The organism is Butyrivibrio hungatei DSM 14810 (assembly GCF_900143205.1).
In the GTDB taxonomy this organism is placed as follows: domain Bacteria; phylum Bacillota; class Clostridia; order Lachnospirales; family Lachnospiraceae; genus Butyrivibrio; species Butyrivibrio hungatei.
The window spans coordinates 436179-460240 of the sequence record NZ_FRDH01000003.1; the positions used below are offsets into that span (position 1 = coordinate 436179).

Consider the following 24062-nt stretch of genomic DNA (forward strand, 5'->3'; position numbering starts at 1 on the left):
TCTCCTTTCAATTATCTCTCGTCCAAAATAACAGTGAGATGGCTCATTCTCTTATTGATTCTGTATGCTCTACCCTGTGCTCTAGGCTGAATTCTCTTCATGATAGGGCCGTTGCTAGCAGTGCACTCAGCAATATAGAGATTTGATCTGTTCATACCCTTGTTGTTCTCAGCGTTAGCTACAGCGCTTGCAAGAAGCTTGTAGATTACGCTTGAAGCATATCTAGGATTGTACTGAAGGATTGCAAGTGCAGTCTCAACGTCCTTTCCTCTGATAGCATCCATGACAAAGCATGCCTTCTGAACTGGTATTCTTGCGTAAGATAACTTTGCAAAAGGTCTTGTTTCTTTATTGTCACGATTTCTTTCTCTTTTGATTTTTGATCTATGCTTGATCTCCATTTCCATGGATATAACCTCCTTTCGTTAAAACACTTCTTAGTTTACGCTGCTCTTTCTCTCTGCAGGAGAGTTTCCAGCATGTCCTCTGAATGTTCTTGTAGGAACAAACTCACCAAGCTTGTGTCCAACCATATCTTCAGTAACATATACAGGAATATGCTTTCTTCCATCATGAACAGCAATTGTGTGTCCAACAAAAGATGGGAAAATTGTAGAACGACGTGACCATGTCTTAACAATCTGCTTCTGGCCCTCTGCGTTCATAGCATCTATCTTCTTAAGCAGGCTTGCGTCTGCAAAAGGTCCCTTTTTAAGTGATCTAGACATTTTATTCCTCCTTATTTGATGGCTTTACCGTTTCTTCTTCTTACGATGAGCTTGTTAGAAGCCTTCTTAGCCTTACGTGTCTTATAACCAAGAGCTGGCTTGCCCCAAGGTGTGCTAGGACCAGAACGTCCGATAGGAGCTCTACCTTCACCACCACCGTGTGGATGGTCGTTAGGGTTCATAACAGAACCACGAACTGTAGGTCTGATGCCCATGTGACGAATTCTTCCGGCTTTACCATAGTTGATAAGGTTGTGATCACCATTTCCAACAACACCGATTGTAGCTCTGCACTCGATAGGAACCATTCTCATCTCACCTGAAGGAAGACGAAGTGTAGCGTACTTACCTTCTTTAGCCATGAGCTGTGCAGCGTTTCCTGCTGAACGAACCATCTGTCCGCCCTTACCAGGATAAAGCTCAATGTTGTGTACGTTTTCACCGACAGGAATCTGTGAAAGTGGGAGGCAGTTACCAACACGGATCTCAGCGTTAGCACCGTTCATAACTGTCATGCCATCTGTTAAACCGTTAGGTGCAAGGATATAAGCCTTTGTGCCATCCTCGTACTGGATAAGTGCGATATTTGCTGATCTGTTAGGATCATACTCAATTCCGATAACCTTTGCAGGCATATCATCCTTGTTTCTTCTGAAATCGATAATTCTGTACTTAACTCTGCCGCCGCATCCGCGATGTCTTACTGTGATCTTACCCTGGTTGTTACGACCAGCCTTGCTGTTCTTAGAAACAACGAGTGACTTCTCTGGTGTAGACTTTGTAATCTCTGAGAAATCTGATCCAGTCATGTTTCTTCTGGATGGGGTATATGGGCCGTATTTCTTAATTCCCATGATATTTTCTCCTTTTGTTTTATCACGCGTCTAGTGATTACTCACTTGAATCCCGGGCTCTTCTTGGATTCGCACGTATAATTATTAGTTATAAATTAGAGTCCCTGGAAAATCTCGATGTCCTTGCTATCAGCTGTAAGCTGAACGATTGCTTTCTTAGTCTTAGCTGTGAAACCAACAGTCATGCCACGTCTCTTCATCTTGCCGTTTGCATTAACTGTGTTAACCTTAGCAACCTTAGCTCCCTCGAACATCTTCTCTACAGCTTCCTTGATCTGAGTCTTGTTAGCTTCTGGATTAACAAGGAAAGTGTACTTCTTCTCGCTCATGCCAGCCATGCTCTTCTCTGTAAGAACTGGCTTAAGGATTACGTCATAATACTGTAATGCTGCCATTAGCAATACACCTCCTCTATCTTAGCAACTGCATCCTTTGTAAGGACGAGTGTTCTAGCGTTTACGATATCATACACATTAAGTGTGTTTGTAAGTGTTGTGTTTGCTTCAGCAAGGTTTCTAGCTGAAAGAACAACATTCTTATCATTATCTGCAAGTACTACAAGAGCCTTACGAGTAGCCTTGAGGTTGTTCATAACCTCTGCAAATCTCTTTGTCTTGATCTCGTCGAACTTAAGCTCGTCAACAACGATGATGTTGTTGTTCTGAACCTTATCTGTAAGAGCAGACTTAAGAGCAGCTCTCTTCTCTTTCTTGTTCATCTTGAAAGAATAATCTCTTGGAACTGGAGCGAATACAACTCCGCCGCCCTTCCACTGAGGAGCTCTGATAGATCCCTGTCTTGCATGACCTGTTCCCTTCTGTCTCCAAGGCTTTCTTCCGCCTCCTGAAACTTCAGAACGTGTCTTAGCTTTCTGTGTACCCTGGCGCTTGTCAGCGAGCTGCTGAAGAACTGCCATGTGCACAAGATGTTCATTTACTTCAACTCCGAAGATAGCATCGTTTAAATCGATCTTGCCAACTTCTTTGCCTTCCATATTGTAAACAGATACATTAGCCATCTGTATGGTCCTCCTTTCGCGTTCTTATTAGCCTATTGCCTTAACTGTTTCTTTGATAGCAACAAGTCCCTTCTTAGGTCCTGGAATAGCACCCTTAACAAGAATAAGATTCTTGTCAGCATCTACTCTAACAACCTCAAGATTCTGAACTGTTACTTTTACACTGCCCATGTGACCAGGCATTCCCTTGCCCTTGAATACACGGCTAGGATCTGAACTTGAACCATTAGAACCCTGATGACGGTGGAACTTGGAACCGTGTGCCATAGGTCCTCTGTGCTGACCATTCTTCTTAATAGCACCCTGGAATCCTTTTCCCTTTGAAACTGCTGTAGCATCAATCTTGTCGCCTTCTGCGAAGATATCAGCCTTGATCTCAGCGCCAAGAGCATACTCTGCAGCATTCTCAAGCTTGAACTCTCTTACATATCTCTTGCAAGAAACTCCAGCCTTCTTGAAATGTCCCTGCTCAGCCTTTGTAGCGCCATGACGGTGGTAGATTGTCTTGCTACCGTTCTTGTCCTTGTTAACAACTTTTTCCTTCTTGTCAACATATCCAACCTGAACAGCGCTATAACCGTCGTTCTCTACAGTTTTGATCTGTGTTACTACACATGGTCCTGCCTGAAGAACAGTTACAGGAACAAGTGAACCATCTTCTTTGAAGATCTGAGTCATTCCGACTTTAGTAGCTAAAATAGCCTTCTTCATGTTTTTTACCTCCTATTACGTCTACAGCGGATGCTTGGTTCGTTCGCAATGTCGCTTTAATTGTCTGCAACGTGACAATTCTCCAGTTTTCACGGCATCATGCGTCTCGCATCATACTAGTAGAGGTCAATGTTACTTAAATTATTTCATCTTGATGTTTATGTTTACACCAGCTGGCATCTCGAGTCTCTGAAGAGCCTCAACTGTCTTTGATGTAGGTGTGATGATATCGATAAGTCTCTTATGTGTTCTCTGCTCGAACTGTTCTCTAGAATCTTTGTACTTGTGAACCGCTCTTAAGATAGTAACAACTTCCTTCTTAGTAGGAAGAGGTACTGGTCCACTTACCTGAGAACCGTTCTTCTTGACTGTCTCGATAATCTTCTTGGCAGATGCATCAACAAGCTGATGATCATAAGCCTTAAGTGTAATTCTCATTACCTGATTTGCCATAAAAAAAGTCGCCTCCTTTTCGCACTTTTAATGAAGTACGACAAGCGGTGACTGTACACTCTCCCGTGTGTGTCCTAAACCTTAATACACAATAAGATCATGGATTTACTACACGTCGTTTCTGCCTTGGGTTAGTCGGCAGACTCTTTAATTACTGTACAGTGACTTGTCGTCAGTTTGGTTGGCCTTGGTTCGGCCTCTAGACATTCGCTCCACGGAAAACCTGCTTAACTGGATAAAGCAGCAACCTCACGCTTCATAGCTATCATGTCACAGCGTTTATGAGTATAAAACATTTTGTTATTTAATGCAACACCTTTTTAAAAATTAATCTCTTTTATGGTAAAATCAGCCTTTTTTGACTATTTTTCTTGATCAAAATTAATCTTTTTATTCATTTAGGTGACTATAAACAGGTGCTGTAGTACAATGTGACCTGCACATTATCGCAAATCATAACATTTATTAATAGAAAAAACTATTATCAGAGTTTAAACTATTATAAAGAATACATTATATGGAAGGAATTAGATCTATGTGGATTGCAGACGGATGGAAAGACTATGAAGTATTAGACACCTCAAGCGGTGAGAAGCTTGAACGTTGGGGCGACTATTTACTCGTAAGACCGGACCCGCAGGTTATTTGGAATACAGAAAAGAAACATTACGGATGGAAGAAATTCAACGGCCATTACCATCGTAGCAATAAAGGCGGCGGTGAATGGGAATTCCATAAGCTTCCAGAAGAATGGACTATTAATTATAAGGAACTTACATTTAATCTTAAGCCTTTTAGCTTCAAGCACACAGGTCTTTTCCCTGAACAGGCAGCTAACTGGGATTGGTTTTCTTCATTAATAAAGGAAGCCGGTCGTCCAATTAAAGTTCTTAACCTCTTTGCTTATACAGGTGGCGCTACTGTTTCTGCCGCCAAGGCTGGGGCAAGCGTAACTCACGTTGATGCCGCCAAGGGTATGGTCGCTTGGGCAAAAGAGAATGCGGCTTCATCAGGACTTGCTGATGCACCTATCAGATATCTCGTTGATGACTGTGTTAAGTTTGTTGAAAGAGAAATAAGACGCGGCAACAAATATGACGCCATCATCATGGATCCTCCTTCATATGGAAGAGGTCCTAAGGGTGAGATCTGGAAAATCGAAGAATCTGTTTTCCCATTTATTCAGTTATCTGCTAAGCTCCTTTCAGATAACCCACTGTTCTTCCTTATTAACTCATACACAACAGGTTTACAGCCAGCAGTTCTTTCTTATATGCTTCATACAGTCCTCGATCCTATTCACGAAGGAACTGTAGAGGCTAATGAGATCGGACTTCCTGTAAAAGGAAATGGTCTTGTACTTCCATGCGGAGCAAGTGGACGCTGGACAGCAAAATAAAAATCATATTTCTACATATAAAAAATGAAGCTTGGAAAAATCCAAGCTTCATTTTATTTGTCACATATTAGTTAAGACTTACTGATACTGCATGATAGTACTCATCAGAGCCACGCTCGATCACCACTGAAATATTCTTGTCCTGAAGGATTACAGGGCATCTTGAGAAGTTTGTAGCTGCATCAAGTTTGATCTGCATTGTTCCGCCGCTTGTTTCCAGATAAAGTGTATTCTCTGTTGTGCTTGAATTAACCTTACCTGAAACTGTAGTCTTGGATGAAGCATCCAGTGTTACTTCAGAAGCTGCACTAGCTGAGTTATTAACAAGCTTGGATGTATGATTCCATGCATCACTTCCTCTGTAGAAGTTAACTGTAATACTTTCGCCTGGCATAAGTACGCGGCAAGCACTTGCATCTGTTGCAAGATCAAGGACAAACTCCATTGTTCCTGCTGATGTTGAAAGATAAAGAATCGAAGAAGTAGTACCCTTCTCTACTGTTCCAGTTACACCGCTTCCTGAAGAAGTACCAGCTGCTGAACTTGATGTAGCAGAGGCTCCGCCATTACTTGAAATTGAAAGAGCATGCATATATGCATCTGATCCTCTTGCAACTACAACCTGAACGCTCTTACCGATGATGAGCATTGTAACACCTGAAAGATCTGTCTCATCATCCATCTTGATCTGCATTGTTCCGTTGTCTGTATTTAAATATAGAAGTTCTTCTGATGTACCTTTAGCAATAGTACCTTTTACTGTTGCTTTGTTGTTGGTATCAATTGTAACCTTACCAACCTTTGCTGTTCCAGTAAGAGTAGATGCATGCCAGTATTCATCACTTCCTCTATAGCATGAAGCTGTAATACTGCTTCCTGGAAGAATAAGCTTGGTTCCACTTACCTGAGTTGAACTGTCGATTTTGATTTCCATTGTTCCACCGCTTGTGGATAGATACAGGATATCTGAAGTTGTTTTATCAGAAACCGTTCCTGAGAATGTGGTCTCTGCTGCCTTTGTCTTTACAGGATATGTGAATGCTGTAGTCAATATCAGTATAAGCGTAAGCAGTACGCTTAATATCATCGATATTCGTTTTTTCATAATGTTTTTACCCCTTTCATACAACATCTTCCTTTTTCCATACTCTATTATACATCATATGGTATATGTTGCAAAGCATGTTAGTGTCCAGACCGGCGAAATAAGAAGAAGCTCGCACAAAAGTGCGAGCTTCTGATCACCATGGATGTTCTGGTCCTGAACCACCTGCGGTTTCTTCACCATTTTCATCATATTGGCCGTAATATTCCTGCTCCTCAGCTCTTTCATTAGCTGATTTAGTTCTGTTATCCTGAATCTCTTGAATCTCTTCCTGTGTCATAGGCTGAGGCTGATCCTGATTTTGGTTCTGTTCTTGCTCCTTTTCTTTCTCCTGCTCCTGCTGTTGTTGCTCCTGATCATTAGAATCATCATTACTATTTTGCTGTTGCTGGAGCTTCTCGATCATCTTATCGATATCTTCCTTGAGTTGCTGAGCAGTCGCATCAGTTCCAGTACCTTCATCATTGGCATATCCTTTTTCCATAAGGATATCTCTTGCTGTGTATAATACCTGCAGCGCACTCTGTATATCTGTATCAGATTTAAGATTATCAAAATCGATACTATAGCAAAGCGCCAATGCCAGATTTATTCTGATAGGGATATCCCTGTCTTGTGGAATATCTTCATATGAAAGAGCCTGATAATAATATGCCGCTGCAGTAGAATAGTCTCCCCCCTGGTAATAGCAATTACCAAGGTTGTAATACGGAAGATAGCTTTCAGGATGATTGAACATAGTCTCAAACTCCTGCACTGGCGCAGCATAAGTTTCGGAAGCATATGCCACAACAAAGAAATGGTTTAAAAGCACCTTCAACATAAAAAGGCCTGTGATCACAACAAGTACAATAGAAATAATAAAGGGTATCATAACCTTTAAAGGTTTCTTCTTCATAAATTACAATCTCCCCTTTCTTATTATTATGTACAATTCAAGTAACATCATAAGAGCCAAAGGAATAGCAAAGTAATAGTACATGTCTATATATCTCTCAGCACCTGTCTCTTTATCCATAACAGTCTTGCACTGATTCTTGACTTCTTCAATGATTCCCTTGATAGGACCATGTCCTGAGTTCATGTTAAAATAGCTGATATTAAGATCTGTAGCTACCTGCTGAAGATTTGCTTCATCGATCACAGAAACAGCATCCTTATGGGTAGAGCTGTCATATACATATCCCCAGCTGCCATCCTTCATCTTACCACCTTTTTCTGTACCATAGCCCAAAACAGCACCAGTATCCACAAATTCTGCAAGTTCTGCATAGGACTGGAGTTCTTCTCCATTAGTGATCTCACCATCACTGATGTAGAAAACCACTGTCTTTCTATTCTCTTTTTTTCTAGAAGAAGAAAGAAGCGATCTCATATCGTAGTATGGAAGATTAAGACTACTTCCAGCTGCATCATATGAATCAATCTGAGTAATAGTAGCCATAAGATCTTCGATATATCTAACATCCTGAGTAAATGGGCTTACTACCTTTGACTTGTTATCAAAAGTAACAATAGCAAAGTTACTTCCTGCAAGTTCATCGATAATATACTGGACATCCTTGAGCGCTCCGCTCATTCTAGTGTTTTTGCCACTGTAGTCTTCTGCCCACATACTAAGAGTAGTATCTACAACAAAGAGAACATCCAGATTCTTAGTAGCAAATTCTACATTATCGTCTACTGTAACAGGTCTAAGGCCAATGCACAGTACGAGAATATAGATAATGGATAATCTTGCTATAGAAAAAATCTTTTCTTTTAGTTTTAACTGATTCCTACAGATTATGATCACTGTTGCAGTCATCAAAATGACAAATATGGCAAGCAGCGAAAATATAGGTATAATAGGTAATATTCTCATCTTTGTAACACCAATCCTGCCGTTATTGAAGCCACAAAGCACATAAGCAATGTGACAAATGGTATAAACGGCATGTCTGTATATTCTTTGGAAGCAACAGTCTTAACAAGGAGTGCATCCTCCTTCTGAATGCTTCCAACAATATCTTTTACTGAATTATCAGCAGTTCTGATATAAAGCTTACCGCCTGTTATCTTGATAGCATTCTCAAACTCGCTCTTACATTCTTCGTAATCATAGAGATCTGGCATGTAGAAAACCTCTTCTCTAGGATAGATGCCATAAACAGTTACATCATTAACAGCGCAAGCCTCTGCTGCCTTCTCCACATCAACAACCTGTGGAGCAATGTTGCTAAGTTCATTGTCAGTACACATGATGATAACTCTTGTTCGCTCTGATTCTCCAAGGTATGGGAATGAATAAAGAGCTGTAGCAAGTCCTTCACCAATAAGTGATGAGCCCTTAACATCAGAGTTATATACTGTACCAGCATCATAATATGACAGTTTGATCGCCATCTTCTCATACTCTTCATATTCTTCATCAGTAAGATCAGAGTATTTCTTGCCATTATAGGTCTCCATGAACTCTTTTTGCAAAACAAAGTACTGCTCAAGTTCATCAAGCTTGTCTATAACATAATCATAATCGTCAGTAAGAGGTACATAGGTAACTGTTGAGGTATTGAATATGTTGATTCCAATCCTGTCTCCCTCAAGCCCTCTGACAAGTTCCTCAAGGTAATCTGTAACCTCGTAGTTAAGGTCATACAGTGAATATGAAACATCCAAACAGATGATGATATCTCTTTTCTTTATAGTGCTCTCGATCTCTTTTGTTTCAAAAGGTCTGGCTATAAGGAAAAGTGATGATAAGATACTTCCCACAAGTGAAGCAACCAAAATGCATCTAAGGATCTTGTATCTTTTCTCAAGCTTTTTATAAATAGCTGATTGCCTGATCCTTGATGTGTTCGCTGCCTTTATGCCTGTGGAATATGAATTTGCCTTGTGGCGCTGCACACCAAGTAGTGCAAACAGTACCACAGCAATAATAATGCCGCCGATAATGACAACACTTTTGTGCATCAATTCCATGTTTTTATCACTCCCATAGCGCTATTGCATGAAGCTTCAAAGCTCATCCTAGTAGCTCTGTTATCCTCAGCAAATTCAGGTACATAGTATTCCTCGATCAGCTTATTGAGCTTCTCAATCCCAAGTCCCTTGATCTCATAGAGAGTATAGTTTTCCACATTGATACCTGTAGTTTCCTGTACAAATCCTCTAATAATGATACTAAGCTTCTGATAGCCATCTCTTTTTGTAATTTTCTTTGCATTATAATCCGCTAGAACAGCCTGGATCATTCCAACATATCTGCCCTTTGCGTTTGTGACAACTCTCTGTGAAGGTTGGATGAAAACTGGGCCTTCCTTTGTAGCTTCTACCTGTGACTGAGCCTTTTTATAGAAATGTCTCATTATCAAAAGAAAAGCCACAGATAAGAGCAGCGCTGAAATAGCAAAAAGCCATACCCACAGATAAAATTCAAACGGTGGTTGTAATGTAACCGTAGTTTCCATGTCTGTACCTTTCTAGCAGAAGGATAATGTTATCAATGATCTCGCTTTCCTTTTTGATGGAAACGACAGATGCCCTACCCTGTCTGCAGTTCTCGTTTATAATATCAGCTTCCTCGGTCCTGATGTTCTGTTCAAGCTCTCTTAATTTAGCATTATGTGAAAAGAAAAATCTCTCATACCTTCCAATATCTAAATCGAATACGCTCTGGCCAGTAAGACCTGCATCCTGAATGCCAATAGCCACAAGGTCGTGGTCACTGGTAATAGCTCTGATGAGATTCTTATCAATTGTCGCCAAAGTGCTGACATCAGTAATAAGGAAAATGATCATTCTCTTATGAACATTGTTGATAACATCCTTAAGAGTCTTGGAAATATCCTGAGCTCCGTCAGTTGTGACGCATTTCTGATACTCGTAAAGCAGTTTTTCAAGATGATCAGCTCCTGATTTGAACATGCTCATAAATGCTCCACCTGCATTTGGAAAAGACAAAGCATAATCCGCGCCGTTTCTACCGGCAATATAAGCCATTGTTCCAAATGTCATAAGAGCAAGATCTTTCTTGGCTTCACCTGAAGGAGTATCACCAGTCATCTTGGTACCGCAGTCGCACACAAACATCATGTTGTGTCTTCTGTCAGTCATGTAACGTCTGACCAGGATAGTTCCCATTCTGGAAGAAGACTTCCAGTCAATATCATGGACCTCATCACCAGGAGTGTATTCCTTGAGATCCTCGAAATCCATACTCCTACCCTTGTGGATAGAATGGAAATCGCCCTCTAAGATGTTAGAGGTCTTTCTAGTTGTATAAAGAGTCACCGCTCTTCTAATTCTTGATAAATACTCATAATCTATGTTCATAGCTTCATCTCATCATGGTGTCTTAACAGAGTTTACGATTCCGTCAATTACCTGTTCAATGGTGATGTTGTCAGCAACTGCAGAATAATTAAGACCGATCCTGTGTCTGAGAACCTGATGTCTTACGAGCTTAACATCCTCTGGAGTAGCATAAGTTCTACCCTGCATAAGAGCTGCTGCCTTAGCCATCTTGAGGAATGCAATAGATGCACGAGGTGAAACACCGATACGAACATACTTGCCAAGTTCAAATCCAGGAATCTGGTTTGCTCTTCTGCTGGCAACTACGATACTTGAGATGTACCACTTAACAGCTTCATCTACATAAACCTGATCAACGATATCCTGAACCTTATCAACGTCCTTGATAGTAAGAACAGGATCATCAACTCTTGAGATAACACCTGACTCGATACGACTTAAGATTTCAACTTCTTCAGCAGCTGTAGGATATGTTATAACCTCTTTTACAAGGAATCTATCTGTCTGAGCCTCTGAAAGAGGATATGTGCCTTCCTGCTCGATAGGATTCTGAGTAGCGATTACTATGAAGATATCTTCTGGCATGCGATATGTCTCGCCGCCGATAGTAACCTGCTTTTCCTGCATTGCCTCAAGCATGGCAGCCTGAGTCTTGGCAGAGGAACGGTTAACCTCATCAAGGAGTACAAAGTTAGCAAATACAGGTCCTAGAATTGTCTCGAACTTGTTAGTTGCCTGATTATAGATCTGTGTACCTACTATATCACCAGGTAAAAGATCTGGTGTACACTGAATTCTTGCAAACTTTCCGTCTACAGCATCTGAAATAGCCTTAGCGGCTGTTGTCTTAGCAAGTCCTGGAACAGACTCTACCAAGATATGGCCATCAGCAATGATAGAAGCAATAAGTGAGAATTTAAGCTGCTTCTGTCCTACTACTTTGGCATCGAAGTAATCTGATAACTTTTTGATTACTTCCTGTGAGTAATTAAAATCTTCCTGACTAATGTTATTTTTTGCGTCCATTTTCTCTTTCCCTTTACTTTATTATTGTAGCCAGGTTGCGCATGATTCCTGCGGCAATTTCCGGCTTATTCATAGAATAAACGTGTATGTGGCTTACTCCATTTGAAATCAGATCAATGATCTGATCACTTGCATATATGATTCCAGCTTCCCTAAGCTTGTCAGGATCATCCGCAAATCTATCCACCATGATCTTCATCTTCTGAGGAATGGTTGAACCAGAAAGAGCCACACTTCGTGAAACCTGCTTCACATTTGTGATAGGCATGATACCTGGAAGAACAGGGACATCAATTCCTTTTTCTCTGATTCGATACAGGAACTGGTATAATGTTGAATTATCAAAAAACATCTGAGTTGTAAGGAAGTCACAGCCTGCATCCACTTTTTCTTTGAGATGAACGATATCTTCTGACTGACGGGCACATTCAACGTGTCCCTCTGGATAACAAGCTCCACCGATACAGCAATCGCTGTACTTAGATTTAATATCATAGATCAGCTGGTATGCATGATCATAGTCATAGCATACTCTACCTTCTTTTGGAATATCTCCCCTAAGTGCCATGATATTTTCAATTCTTTTTTCTTTGTATGCGTCGATCATTGAATCTACGTACTCTTTAGTAGAAGAAACGCAGGTAAGATGAGCAATCACATCCACACCATATTTGTTCTGCAGATCAGCCGCAATATTAGCTGTATTCTGGCTTGTTCCGCCGCCAGCTCCATAAGTAACACTCATGAAATCAGGCTTCAGAGCAGCGATTTCTGCTGCCGCCTTCTCAACTGCTGCATATCCGGCATCCGTTTTAGGTGGAAAAACTTCGAATGACAATGTGACATCTTTGCTATTTAGAATATCTATGATTTTCATACCGGTAGCCTCCTAAAAAATCCTCTTCGCTAGTCTATCAAATATACAAAAATGACGCAAGTTATCACCTGCGCCATTTAATGTCCTGTAATTTATATTATTTTGCAAAATCAAACATTGATCTCAGCCTTTACTCCAAGGTCATCCTTATTGGCATCAAGGATAGGATCAACAACCTCTGATAAGAACTTTTCAACCTGATGAGCACTGCATCCAACGTACTTCTTTGGATCCATAGAAGCCTTAAGTTCCTCAAGTGAAAGAGGAAATGCTGGATCTTCAGCTATAAGCTCAAGAAGGTTATTGTCCTTACCTTCAACCTTAACTGTCTTGCCAGCTTCCATTGAAAGCTCTCTGATCCTCTCATGAAGTTCCTGTCTATCTCCGCCGGCCTTTACTGCATCCATCATGATGTTCTCTGTAGCCATAAATGGAAGCTCAGACATAAGTCTCTTTTCAATAACCTTAGGATATACAACAAGTCCGTCTACAACGTTGAGACATAGATCAAGGATACCATCTGTTGCAAGGAAGCCTTCAGGGATTGAAAGTCTCTTGTTAGCAGAATCATCAAGTGTTCTCTCAAACCACTGTGATACCTCAGTAATAGCAGGATTAAGTGTATCGATGATGACATATCTTGCTAGAGAGCAGATACGCTCACTTCTCATAGGATTTCTCTTGTAAGCCATAGCTGATGAACCGATCTGGCTCTTTTCAAATGGCTCTTCAACTTCCTTAAGATGCTGGAGAAGTCTGATATCCTGAGCCATCTTAGTTGCTGATGATGCGATGCCTGCAAGAACGTTGATAACCTTCATGTCGATCTTACGGCTGTAGGTCTGACCTGAAACAGCCATGCATCCTTTGAAGCCAAGCTTTTCAGCAAGCATTGGATCAAGCTTATCAACCTTTGAAAGGTCTCCATCAAAAAGCTCAAGGAATGAAGCCTGTGTTCCTGTAGTTCCCTTTGAACCAAGAAGCTTCATATTATCAAGGACATAATCAAGGTCCTCAAGATCAATGGTGAAATCCTGAAGCCAGAGTGTAGCTCTTTTACCAACTGTTGTTGGCTGTGCTGGCTGGAAATGTGTAAATCCAAGTGTTGGCTGATCCTTGTACTTGTCAGCAAACTTAGAAAGCTCGTAGATAACATTAACAAGCTTCTTACGAACAAGCTTAAGACCTTCTGTCATGATGATGATATCTGTGTTATCGCCAACGTAGCAGCTGGTTGCACCAAGGTGGATGATACCCTTAGCCTTTGGGCACTGCTGGCCATATGCATATACATGGCTCATTACGTCATGACGAACTTCTTTTTCTCTAGCCTTGGCAACATCATAGTTGATGTCATCCTGATGAGCCTTAAGCTCATCGATCTGCTCCTGAGTTATATTAAGACCAAGCTCTTTTTCTATTTCTGCAAGAGCGATCCACAGCTTTCTCCAAGTCTTGAACTTCATGTCCTGGGAAAAGATGTACTGCATCTCTTTACTTGCATATCGCTCTGATAATGGGCTTGTATAACGATCTGTACTCATACTGTTCTCCTTTTATTCCAATTCACATAACTTCAGCAATACGGATTGCTCCGCTTCGCTCTCGCAATCCTACGGCCATTCGGAATCCGCACTATCGTGCTACTTCCTCATGTCCATTGTGTCTTCAAAACCAATTTTGTTTTTCTGCAAGCAGAAACAAAAATTGGTTTTTCATCCACTTATTGCTCAAACTCTCCTCTAATATCACCCTTAGGTGGATCTACCGGATATTTGCCTGTAAAGCATCCCTTACAGATTCCAAGCTTGCCGCCAACCATCTCTTCAAGTCTGTCGATTCCAAGATAAGCAAGTGAATCAGCACCAATGATCTTGCAGATATCTTCTACATTTCTGTTGTAGGCAATAAGCTGATCTCTAGCTGGAACGTCTGTACCAAAGTAGCAAGGCCACAAGAATGGTGGTGAACTTACTCTCATGTGGACCTCCTTGGCTCCGGCATCTCTAAGCATTCTAACAATCCTGTCAGAAGTTGTACCTCTTACGATAGAGTCATCGATCATGATGATCCTCTTACCTTCAACTGCGCTCTTTAATGCATTGAGCTTGACCTGAACGCTTGATTCTCTATTCTTTTGCTTGGGCTTAATGAAAGTTCTGCCGATATATGAATTCTTGACGAATGCCTGACCATAAGGAATTCCTGATTCCATAGCATAGCCAAGGGCTGCTACGTTACCCGACTCTGGAACACCTACTACAAGATCTGCATCAACCGGCGAATCCTTGGCAAGGAATCTACCTGCAGCAATTCTTGCATCATACACGCTTACGCCGTCAATATTACTGTCTGGTCTGGCAAAATAGATATATTCAAAGATGCATCTTGCATGCTCTTCCTTAGGAAGGCAAAGACTCTTATTGGACTGAATACCATACTCAGGTGAAATAGTAACGATCTCACCCGGTTCAACATCACGGATAAATGTTGCTCCGATAGTATCAAGAGCACATGTCTCAGAAGCAAGAACGTAGCAGTTCTCTCTTCGCCCGATCACAAGTGGTTTGAATCCATAAGGATCTCTTGCTCCAATAAGCTTTCTTGGTGACATGATAACAAGTGAATATGCACCCTTGATCTTGAGCATTGCTCTTCCAACAGCTTCTTCTACCGAAGTAGAAACAAGTCTTTCTCTGGCAATATGATATGCAATTACTTCTGAATCAATTGTAGTCTGGAAAATCGCACCAGTATAAGCAAGCTCCTGTCTGAGCTCTGGCGCATTGACAAGGTTACCATTATGGGCAAGTGCCAAGGTTCCCTTAACATAGTTTAGAACAAGTGGCTGAGCATTCTCTCTGGTACTGCTGCCAGCCGTAGAATAACGAACGTGACCTACACCGATGTCGCCCTTAAGCTTATCAAGTGTATCTGGTGTAAAAGCTTCATTTACAAGTCCCATGTCCTTGTAACTTACGATCTTACCTTTAGGCCCACTAGTATCACTTACAGCGATACCGCAGCTCTCCTGACCTCTGTGCTGCAAAGAGACAAGTCCATAGTAAATGGAACCTGCAACGTCTCCTCCATCAAAATCATACATTCCGAAAACACCGCACTCTTCCCCAAGATGCTTGTAGTTTTCCGTTCTGATATCGTTTCCCATCTAATCTCCTCAATTAATGAAAAGTTATGATTTCCACAAACAAAGAAATAATATCATCAACCGCATTTTCTGACAATGGAAAAATTGTATATATAATAAAAAAATCCAGACATGTTTTTTACATGTCTGGATATCTTTCTTCATATCTTGATACCATATCAAGTATCTCCTGAGCATATTGAGGATAAAGACGAGCTGTATCTTCAATCTCTCTCTTGGCATTACCGGCTACAACATCTTTGTTGTACTCCATTCTCTTTCTAAGAGACTGCCTGCGAACATTTAAGTTGTGCCTGATCTCAACCTCTTCATTGTGACTAAGAAGTGCTTCCGGCTGATGGATCCAGATCTCTGGATCTCTTACCCTAAAGTGTCTTAGCATATAGATCAGATCCTTCTGGTTTGAATCAAGAAGCTTTCTGGCATCCTCGTACCTTGCACGCTCCCTCTTTTCCCTGCTGTATCTCTCAAAAAGATCTGTAAGCTCACCCGAACTCATAACTCTGTACTTAAGGCACAGATAATCAATAAGGTTAGTATTGTTGACGTAACGGATCTTAACCTGATTCTGAAGCATTATAAGCCTTGAAATAGACTTTTTTACCGTCTTCATCTCAACTACAGCGTTAGTACTTTGGACATACAGCACAGTTATAGATATAGCCGCCAGTAGGATCGCCACCATGTAACCATATACTACATTGAGCTTAAGTCCAAACTGCAGTACCAGTAAAACAAATATTGCAAAAACAAGAGCTGTTCCTATGGCAATGATAAGCTTCTTGGAATTCTCCATAGTGTTCTCAAGCTCTTCCTCTCTAAAGAAGTAAGCTTCAAGTTCCCCATCAAGGCGCTTAAGATCGTTTCTTATCTTCCTCTGGAAATCTTCAGCTTCCATAAGTTTTTTCGAACCAGCCTGAGCTTCCGACTGAAGTCTTTCCATTCTTTCAAACTCCTCATCAGTCATCTTGCTCTTTCTCTTGCTGAACTTTTCCTGCTGATCCTGAGAATCAAGGATCTTCTGGGCACATTCATTGATCTCAGCTCTCTGTTCAGGTGGCAGCGCATCGATCTCTTCCATATCCCTTAAGTGGCTTGTAACATCGTTATACTCAAACTCCAGGGCATCAAGCTCCTTGGCTGCCTCCTCCATCTGTTGAAGGCAGCTTCCTATATATTCTCTTCTTTGAACAGGATCATCCATATCAAGAGACTTTCTGGTATAGACAATGTCATTCCAGTTTTCAAGTTCTACCTGCTGTTCCCATTCATCATCTCTTGAATTTCTAAAAATATTATCAAGAATCCCCATATCTTACTCCCTAAGACAAACCTTAGTTTTTGTGCTTCACAAGACTTCTGTATTCCTCTTTAAGTTCCTCAGCCATCTCACCAGCCATTGCGTAGTACTCGTGCATCCTGCCTTCAGCCTTGTATACTGAAAGAGTTCCAAGATCATGATTCTCCTTGGTGGCTCCATACAGCTCATTCGCTTCATTCATGCGCTTTTCAAGTTCAAGGGAAGCCTCATAGGCCTCTTCATTTTCTGCAATAAAAGAAACATATTCCTTGTCAGAAAGCTTCATCCTAACTGCTGCAAGATACTGCAGGTAAGACTCCCTGTCTCCGCCATCCTCATAAGCTCTAAGAAACATGTTAGAAGCCTTATCAAACAGGAACAGTTTTGCATACATAACACCTTCATTGTGCTCGATCCTTGCTCTCATGGACTTATCCAGGTCAGGAGTATTATTCAAAAGAAATTCATATTCCTTAAAAGCAAGACTGTACTTGTTATTTTTAATAAGAAACTCTGCTCTTGCAAGCTTCTTCATGTATACATCCATTCCAGCATTGGCTCTAAGGATTTCTTCAGTTCTATCTATCTCCTTGCGGCTGTTATAGCCAACGTAATCAAGTATAGTACCTGCAAGTGAAGCAATAGAACACCTTTTCAGATACATGCCACGAAGCTCATCTGCCAGTTTTTCCAGGGAACATTCCTTATCGATCCAGTCAAAAAGCTCATTGCCAAAAGAGTCCTCATCCAAAAGAAATGCATTATTAACAAGGCAGTAGCAAAGTTCTTCAATACAAAACACGTTTCTGCCCACTTTTTCTAAATGATATGGAGTTTTTGCATAAGTTCCGATACAAAGAATCGGTCTGCTCATAACTCTATCCTCTCATGTTACAATTCAATAACCTGCTCCCAAACCTTTCCTGTTGAAGGGAACAGTTCTCCAAAGCCAAGGTCTTGGACCTTGACTGCAACTTCGCTCACAGAATTCATAAACAGCGTGATCCGAAGTCTCGTGGTGCCTTCAGGTCTTTTCTCAAGGCCATCAAGATATAACTGCACCATCTTGGGCATCTTGCCCGTAAGAGGGGTAACCTCTATATTAAGGATGCCGCTTGGATCCATGATGATCTCAAGCTGTGCTCCAGCTTCATACCAGTTAGCACCTGCATCCAAAAGAGCGTAGTAAACTTCTGTGCCGCACTTTAAAAGTTTCATTCCAAGATTGGCCTTAAGCTTGTCTTCCCCAAGAAATACGTACTTCTTGGAATTGTCAGAAGGGTTGATCCTCTCTCTTGCTGCTATGCTGGCGCCCTTACTAAACATATTGTTTCCCTGAAACACACGCCTTGTCCTGCACAGGAACTCCAGCGAACGCTTTGGCCACTTCTCCTTGAAGCCATCTCCCAAAAGAAATACCGTAGAAACGATCCTATCCTCGCAGACCTTCTGCATGATGGTCAGGAATTCATCATCAAGCCTCTCACAGGTCTTGTGGAAAAGAGGTGCCTCCTTTGGAAATTCCTCGTTAGGAAGCCTTAGGTCGTCAAAGCTCTTTACATCTATAGTTGCAACAACCGGCGTAGTATTGTGATTAAGGTTCATCTCGTAAACATGAAGGTCATCAAGATCATAATCACAGGCCAGTATCGAATGATGCATCAGATCCTCCGGCTGATAGAGCATGTAGTTGTAAAAACTTTCCTCATGGCTCTGATAAAAGACATTCTGAGTCTTGAGCTCTAACGCTGATGTCACCGCATTTAAGACCTGAACCATTCTGTGATCAAGGCTCTTTGTGGTGAACATGATAGCGTCAACATTATCAAGTGACAGTTCCATTGCCAACAAGGACAAGCTCCTCTTGATAAACAGTGTCAAAAGAGCTATTGGATCATATTCAGCATCTCCAACTACCACTGCTTTTCCAGTTCTGGCCGCAGCAACAAGACCGGTAACAGCCACGCCATCACCATCTTCAATATGTCTCACAGCTTCTTTGCCGTAAAACCACTGGTTTACCTCATTTCTTTTGCAAAGAACTGTTGGGATATTATATAGTTCTGCTCCCGCAAGCACTGACAATGTCTCAGGCATATCCGCATCTGAAGCCAAATAGCTTATCTGCGAAACCTTATCCCCAAGATCATATCCCAGTACAAAGCGCTTTTCATCCGAACTTCCAAAAAGCATTAGTATCTTCCTTCTGTATTATCCAGTATTGGAGTAAAAAGTTTGTCACTTATAAATCTCTTTTTGTAGAACTCTGACATAAGCTTGTATGCAGTGTCATAATCCTGCAAAGTCTCACCGATCATAATGTCATTGATAATGCTGTATCTGCTGCTGCCCTGAATCTTGATGATATCACTCTTTTGGATAGTTCCGCTCTCAGTAAGAGCAGGCTCCTCAGCTCCTGTATCCTCAGTAATGTAGTACTGAAGCTGTTCCCCAAAGAAAAGGATAAATGAGCACACATAGATTCCATCGTACATTTCACGCATTTCCATGCTCTTGTACTCAGCATCAGGGTCATTATCAACTCTGTAGTTGATCACACATTTCCTTCCAGGTAAAGTCCTGTATTCCAACATAGTCTTGTCTGTAAACTGCACCATATCTGGAACCAGATCCTCATACTCTGTAAAGAATGGGAAATATACATTTTCATTCAAAAGCTTCTTGAGGAATGATGTCGCAACTTCTTCGTTGTATTCTTCCTCAGTTCTCTTCTCAGTTGCGTAATATCTAAGGTATGCAAGCCTTGACACATCCTGAAGCGGAACTCCTGTAAGGGCTAGCGCTTCAACTCTTTCGTAGATAAAGCTATCTGTAACCTTGCCTCTTACAAAGTAGTCATAGGAGCACATTGCAAGGAACGCAGTCTCCACATCAGTTCCCGCACCGCTTGAAACGTAAGACCTGAATATATCTATCTTTTCTCCTACATAGGAACCGCTGTACATCATCTGTATCAGCATCCTCTCAGAAAGAGCATAGGTATCAAGCTTAAAGGACTCAGCAGCCTTCCACACATCTCTCATTTCCTTGATGGTACCGTTAAAGTTCTCTACAAGATAAGCCAGGATCTGCTCATCATACTTGCTCTGAGAAAATGCGCAGTAAGCAATCTCAACTTCCTGCTCTCCATTTTCATAGATGCCTCTATCCAGCATTCTGCCACACATACGCATCAAAATCTTGGCATCGATAGAATGGGTGCCATAAGCCTTAACCCACTCAAGAGCCTTCTCATAAAGCCCTGCCATTACCATGAGTTCCAAAAGCTCATTTCTCTCAGTGCTGGTAATATTCAGCGGATCAACGTTAACCAGATACTCTGTCAGCTGCCTTGTAAAATCATTATCATAATAAAACTTGATGAGATTGCTGCGGATATCATTCCTATACTTTGCCCTAACAAGCTCAGACTCTGCAAGGTCTCTATATCTGCCCACATTCTCCATATCAATGTTATATGCATTTTTGCCAAGATCACTAAGGAAGAGGTCCAGATTCTCCTGTCCCTTCTGGATATAGGGGACAGCATAGCTTGTGAGCTTTCCAGGTACCATCATCTTCACATTAGAATATGGGATGCTGGCAGCATATCTGTTATCATCTCTATCTGTCAAAAGAACTGTGTAATCCGTTCCGTATAATGGCACATAGCATTTACCATCAACTACCGGATAACGCATCTCTTTTTCACACTTATCATAAACTACGCAAACACTGTTAACACGCTTGTCTGAAGTCTTGATCTCAGCAGTTGATACCACATACAGAACCTTGGCTGCATTGGCGGCATCCACCATCTGCTTGGTCAAAAGATTTCTGTAAAGATAGCCAAGATCCTTGTTGATCCTGCCCTTATCAAGCTGAGCCATAAGAAATTTCTCTATCTGAGGTACATAGGATTCGTAAAGCTCAGGGTATTCCTCTCTCTTTTCGTGAATATATCTGTAAAGGATGGCATTCTGCTCATAATCAAGGTCACTCTGATATGAAAAGTACATAAGTACCATCTTGTTGATCTCACAAGGTAAAAGTCCCTCGTCGTCAACATAGATTGACATCATGTAATACTCATAGAGTCTTGTGATCCTAAGCGCTCTCTCAACGCCCTTGGCATACCACTCAAAGGCCATTCTTGAAGTCTTTCCACCTTTTATCAAAAGAGCTACTATCTGCTCAAGTACTTCATCGCTGTCCTTGATCTCATAGGCTGCTCTAAGGATTCTAAAGAGTCTTTCATCGTAATTTCTTGCCCTGGCCGCAAGGTAAACGATCTGGTCTATAAGATTAAGACTGATGATCTGCTTTTTGGCACCGTATTCAAGAATATAAAGCTCGTAGTCATCAAGCCTTGTAAGGATAGATGGCGTCTCATTTAAAAGATTCATAGCTTCCAGGTACAGGATTGGACTTCTGCAGCCAAATGAAAACTGCTCTTCCAGAGACATCCATTTTCTAGGGCTGGATGAAACTGAATCATCTGATACATATTGAAGAATCCATGCAATTCGCCAGTTATCAGGATTTCTTCTGAATATTCCTTCAAGTCTCTCAGAAATATCGTTTATGACACTGTCCTCTTTACTGCAGAGGCTGGAAAGATACAGATAATAACTATAGATAGTATCTCCAGGAGCATCCAGTGCCTCTTTGGCCGCATGATCAAGGATCCACTTTCCCTCATTGACTCTGCCTACAGTTATGTAGTAGTGAGCCGTATAAAGCCTGAACTCAAGGTCCTTGTCATCTATAGCATTCATTCTTGATATGATCTTGCCTGTCTCAGAAAGCCATACCCTGGATGTGATCTTCTTACATCTATAACCCTCATAGACCTTAACAAGCTGGACTTTAAGGTTTTTCTTTTCCTGATAATCTGCAGTTGGATGCCTGTCATTAAGCTCAACTGATACAGTTACAGGAATCTCAGTTTTGACGAAAGCATTGCTAAATACGATCCTGCCAAAGTTATTGCCCTCGTGAAGCTTCTCTGTGCGAAGTCTCACCTTCATGTGGCAGGAACTTCCGCTAAAGCTCTCTTCACTTAGTTCATACTTATCAAGAGCTATGAAATCGCCGTCAACTTCGGCCTTCAAACGTGAATATCCCCAGCCATTTCTAGTGATAAGTAAACCATTATCATGGGTAAGCCCCGTGAAATCTATATGGATCTCATCCTGATCAACAAGAAACGCCATAGGCTGCTTCTTGTTAATGGCGATCAGGAATTCCTCAACATTCTGCTCATTATCAGGCACAGCAGCAAGGCCTCTGTAAAGGCTCTCGTACTGAGTATCATTTCCTTGAAATAAATTGATGAAATCCTTTGAATAAAAAAGACGTATAGCTTCCTGCCAATCAGTTTTGGCAAGGTTTGCAAAATGGAAAAGATTCTTGATATCACCAAGACTTGACGCAATGTGATCATGCCTTACAGTGACAACAAACGGAAGGCTATACTCACCCTGATTGGACACAATCCTGAAGGTACCCTGGATTACATCACCTTTAGAAAGTCCGTGGGCATCATATCTAAAAGAAACCTCATAAGGTGCTCCTGAAAACTCCTTGGTCAGGATCTCCATTCTAAGGTCACTTGAACTTACAACTCCAACAACAAGCCTGTTGTCAGGCCCAAAAATAGTAAAAGAACCTTCGACAGTCTCATCCGGCCCCAGCAGAAGTTCCACTCTGGGCGTAGAAAAATCAAGGCTCTTCTCGTCATATTCAAATTGTCCCTTCAACAGCCTGTCAACAATTTCTCTCACAACTCACCCCAAAAAACAATTATTCCATATTAGTATACCATAAAATCCCCAAATTTCTTTAACAAATCCACACCCGTTTCCATCATAAAAAAAGCCCGCATAAAGCGGGCTTGGATTACTCTGTTCTGAGGGCTTCGATTGGATCTAGCTTGGCTGCACGTCTGGCAGGGTAGATTCCAAAGAAAAGTCCTATGGCTGTTGAGATTGCTACTACTATTGCTATGAGTAGTGGGTTGACTACGAAAGCAAAATCGATCAGTTTGCAGATGAGGAAGGCCAGGGAAAGGCCTAGGGCTATGCCGATAAGTCCACCTGTGAATGTAAGAATAGCGGCTTCTGCAAGGAACTGAACAAGGATTGATGATGTTCTGGCTCCAAGTGACTTTCTGATACCGATCTCGCGGGTTCTCTCTGTAACTGATACGGTCATGATGTTCATAACGCCGATACCACCTACAAGGAGGGATATTGCGGCGATGATAGCTACTACTGAAGTGATGATGTTAAGGATCGTCTCTGTGGTCTGATCTGTACCATAGCCGGATGATACCTTAACAGCGTTCTCTCCTCTGATACCCAAAACGTTTTCTACAACTGATCTGGTCTGTTTGAGGACATCATTTTTGTATTCACTATCAAGATAGATAGTGATACTTGTAAACTCATCTATATTCCAGTTAAAGGCTGTAGCAAAAGATGTATAAGGTGCGCTTCCGATAAAATAAGGATCTCCGCCGTAACCAGCATAAGAAATATCCTGAGGAGTGTTTTCCGTCACGCCAACAATTGTAAACTCAGCTGTTCTATCGTCAAAAGTAAGTTCTATATTCTGCCCAACTACATCCTCATATCCAAAGATCTTTTCAGCAGCAATCTGACTTATGACGCACACAGGCTTACGGTCTTCCACATCGCCCCTAGTAAAGAATCTTCCATGAGCCAGCTTAACAGAGCCGCCCTCTTTAGCGGCTTCGGAAGTACCCTGCACCATCATCTCATACTGTGTGTGCTTTCCCTTGACATATCCCCAGGCAGTAAAGCTTGGCGCTACTCCGTATATATTCTTTAAGTTTTCTTCAACCTGATTTATTGCTTCCTGATCAAATGTCTTGTCAGTTTTTGTATTATCAAGATTTACTGAAATAGTGGTTGCTCCCATGGCATCAATCTCACCATTTACAGTCTCCTTCATTCCATCACCCAGCACTAGAACCGTAAGTACGGCTGATATACCGATGATGATGCCAAGCATAGTCAAAAAAGATCTGCCTTTATTGTTCTTTATGCTTGATAATGCACTTTTTATATATTCTCCAAAGGTTCCCATCTAGTTCCTC

Annotated in this window: 23 protein-coding genes; 1 reads left to right on the forward strand and 22 read right to left on the reverse strand. The window is 41.4% G+C overall.

Annotated features, from left to right (window positions below):
• Nucleotides 1–11 precede the first annotated feature (11 nt).
• The 7 genes from rplV to rpsJ form a co-directional block, all read right to left on the reverse strand.
• Nucleotides 12–401, reverse strand: a complete 390-nt coding sequence (rplV, locus tag BUA02_RS02085) for a 50S ribosomal protein L22 (RefSeq protein ID WP_071177512.1) — start codon at nucleotides 399–401, stop codon at nucleotides 12–14.
• Between the two features lie 36 nt (nucleotides 402–437).
• Nucleotides 438–728 carry a 30S ribosomal protein S19 gene (gene rpsS, locus BUA02_RS02090; RefSeq protein WP_013280000.1) on the reverse strand — a complete coding sequence of 97 codons (291 nt, stop codon included), beginning with the start codon at nucleotides 726–728 and terminating at the stop codon, nucleotides 438–440.
• Between the two features lie 11 nt (nucleotides 729–739).
• Nucleotides 740–1582 (reverse strand): 50S ribosomal protein L2, encoded by an 843-nt coding sequence (gene rplB, locus BUA02_RS02095; RefSeq protein WP_071176728.1) that lies wholly within the window; start codon nucleotides 1580–1582, stop codon nucleotides 740–742.
• Nucleotides 1583–1677: 95 nt separating this feature from the next.
• A complete protein-coding gene (rplW, locus tag BUA02_RS02100) occupies nucleotides 1678–1977 on the reverse strand; it encodes a 50S ribosomal protein L23 (RefSeq protein WP_071176729.1) in 300 nt (99 codons plus the stop codon).
• Nucleotides 1977–2600, reverse strand: coding sequence for a 50S ribosomal protein L4 (gene rplD / locus BUA02_RS02105; protein ID WP_072700559.1), 624 nt, complete (start codon nucleotides 2598–2600; stop codon nucleotides 1977–1979). Before rplD ends, rplW begins: the two co-directional genes overlap by 1 nt.
• 27 nt (nucleotides 2601–2627) lie before the next feature.
• Nucleotides 2628–3311 (reverse strand): 50S ribosomal protein L3, encoded by a 684-nt coding sequence (gene rplC, locus BUA02_RS02110; protein WP_071176731.1) that lies wholly within the window; start codon nucleotides 3309–3311, stop codon nucleotides 2628–2630.
• A 141-nt stretch (nucleotides 3312–3452) separates the two neighbouring features.
• Nucleotides 3453–3764, reverse strand: a complete 312-nt coding sequence (gene rpsJ, locus BUA02_RS02115; RefSeq protein WP_013279995.1) for a 30S ribosomal protein S10 — start codon at nucleotides 3762–3764, stop codon at nucleotides 3453–3455.
• A gap of 535 nt (nucleotides 3765–4299) precedes the next feature.
• On the opposite strand from rpsJ, the gene BUA02_RS02120 reads away from it, so the two are divergent.
• A complete protein-coding gene (locus BUA02_RS02120) occupies nucleotides 4300–5163 on the forward strand; it encodes a class I SAM-dependent methyltransferase (protein WP_071176732.1) in 864 nt (287 codons plus the stop codon).
• A gap of 67 nt (nucleotides 5164–5230) precedes the next feature.
• On the opposite strand, the gene BUA02_RS02125 is transcribed toward BUA02_RS02120, so the two are convergent.
• The 15 genes from BUA02_RS02125 to BUA02_RS02195 all read right to left on the reverse strand — a co-directional run bounded on the left by BUA02_RS02125 (nucleotide 5231) and on the right by BUA02_RS02195 (nucleotide 24052).
• On the reverse strand, nucleotides 5231–6268 hold the full coding sequence (locus BUA02_RS02125) for a hypothetical protein (RefSeq protein ID WP_072700561.1): 1038 nt from the start codon (nucleotides 6266–6268) through the stop codon (nucleotides 5231–5233).
• 136 nt (nucleotides 6269–6404) lie between these two features.
• Nucleotides 6405–7166: a tetratricopeptide repeat protein gene (locus tag BUA02_RS15765; RefSeq protein WP_071176734.1), complete on the reverse strand. Its 762-nt coding sequence runs from the start codon at nucleotides 7164–7166 to the stop codon at nucleotides 6405–6407.
• Between the two features lie 3 nt (nucleotides 7167–7169).
• Nucleotides 7170–8132, reverse strand: a complete 963-nt coding sequence (locus BUA02_RS02135; protein ID WP_072700563.1) for a vWA domain-containing protein — start codon at nucleotides 8130–8132, stop codon at nucleotides 7170–7172.
• Nucleotides 8129–9232: a vWA domain-containing protein gene (locus BUA02_RS02140; protein WP_072700565.1), complete on the reverse strand. Its 1104-nt coding sequence runs from the start codon at nucleotides 9230–9232 to the stop codon at nucleotides 8129–8131. The genes BUA02_RS02135 and BUA02_RS02140 overlap by 4 nt, the downstream gene beginning before the upstream one ends.
• Entirely contained in the window at nucleotides 9223–9720 is a 498-nt protein-coding gene (locus BUA02_RS02145; RefSeq protein ID WP_072700567.1) for a hypothetical protein, read from the reverse strand. The genes BUA02_RS02140 and BUA02_RS02145 overlap by 10 nt, the downstream gene beginning before the upstream one ends.
• On the reverse strand, nucleotides 9686–10585 hold the full coding sequence (locus tag BUA02_RS02150; RefSeq protein ID WP_072700569.1) for a DUF58 domain-containing protein: 900 nt from the start codon (nucleotides 10583–10585) through the stop codon (nucleotides 9686–9688). Before BUA02_RS02150 ends, BUA02_RS02145 begins: the two co-directional genes overlap by 35 nt.
• Before the next feature lie 12 nt (nucleotides 10586–10597).
• On the reverse strand, nucleotides 10598–11593 hold the full coding sequence (locus BUA02_RS02155) for an AAA family ATPase (RefSeq protein WP_072700571.1): 996 nt from the start codon (nucleotides 11591–11593) through the stop codon (nucleotides 10598–10600).
• A gap of 13 nt (nucleotides 11594–11606) precedes the next feature.
• Nucleotides 11607–12470 (reverse strand): methylenetetrahydrofolate reductase [NAD(P)H], encoded by an 864-nt coding sequence (metF, locus tag BUA02_RS02160; RefSeq protein ID WP_072700573.1) that lies wholly within the window; start codon nucleotides 12468–12470, stop codon nucleotides 11607–11609.
• Nucleotides 12471–12580: 110 nt separating this feature from the next.
• Nucleotides 12581–14014 carry an adenylosuccinate lyase gene (gene purB, locus BUA02_RS02165; RefSeq protein WP_071176741.1) on the reverse strand — a complete coding sequence of 478 codons (1434 nt, stop codon included), beginning with the start codon at nucleotides 14012–14014 and terminating at the stop codon, nucleotides 12581–12583.
• Between the two features lie 179 nt (nucleotides 14015–14193).
• Complete coding sequence (purF, locus tag BUA02_RS02170; RefSeq protein WP_071176742.1) at nucleotides 14194–15639, reverse strand: amidophosphoribosyltransferase; 1446 nt, start codon at nucleotides 15637–15639, stop codon at nucleotides 14194–14196.
• Between the two features lie 118 nt (nucleotides 15640–15757).
• The gene (locus BUA02_RS02175; protein ID WP_071176743.1) at nucleotides 15758–16951 is read right to left on the reverse strand and encodes an AAA family ATPase; all 1194 of its coding nucleotides are present in this window, start codon (nucleotides 16949–16951) and stop codon (nucleotides 15758–15760) included.
• A gap of 22 nt (nucleotides 16952–16973) precedes the next feature.
• Nucleotides 16974–17813: a hypothetical protein gene (locus BUA02_RS02180; protein ID WP_072700576.1), complete on the reverse strand. Its 840-nt coding sequence runs from the start codon at nucleotides 17811–17813 to the stop codon at nucleotides 16974–16976.
• Nucleotides 17814–17830: 17 nt separating this feature from the next.
• Nucleotides 17831–19132, reverse strand: coding sequence for a DUF5716 family protein (locus BUA02_RS02185; protein WP_072700578.1), 1302 nt, complete (start codon nucleotides 19130–19132; stop codon nucleotides 17831–17833).
• Nucleotides 19132–22725: a DUF5717 family protein gene (locus BUA02_RS02190; RefSeq protein WP_072700580.1), complete on the reverse strand. Its 3594-nt coding sequence runs from the start codon at nucleotides 22723–22725 to the stop codon at nucleotides 19132–19134. Before BUA02_RS02190 ends, BUA02_RS02185 begins: the two co-directional genes overlap by 1 nt.
• A gap of 115 nt (nucleotides 22726–22840) precedes the next feature.
• The gene (locus BUA02_RS02195; protein WP_072700582.1) at nucleotides 22841–24052 is read right to left on the reverse strand and encodes an ABC transporter permease; all 1212 of its coding nucleotides are present in this window, start codon (nucleotides 24050–24052) and stop codon (nucleotides 22841–22843) included.
• Nucleotides 24053–24062: the final 10 nt, after the last annotated feature.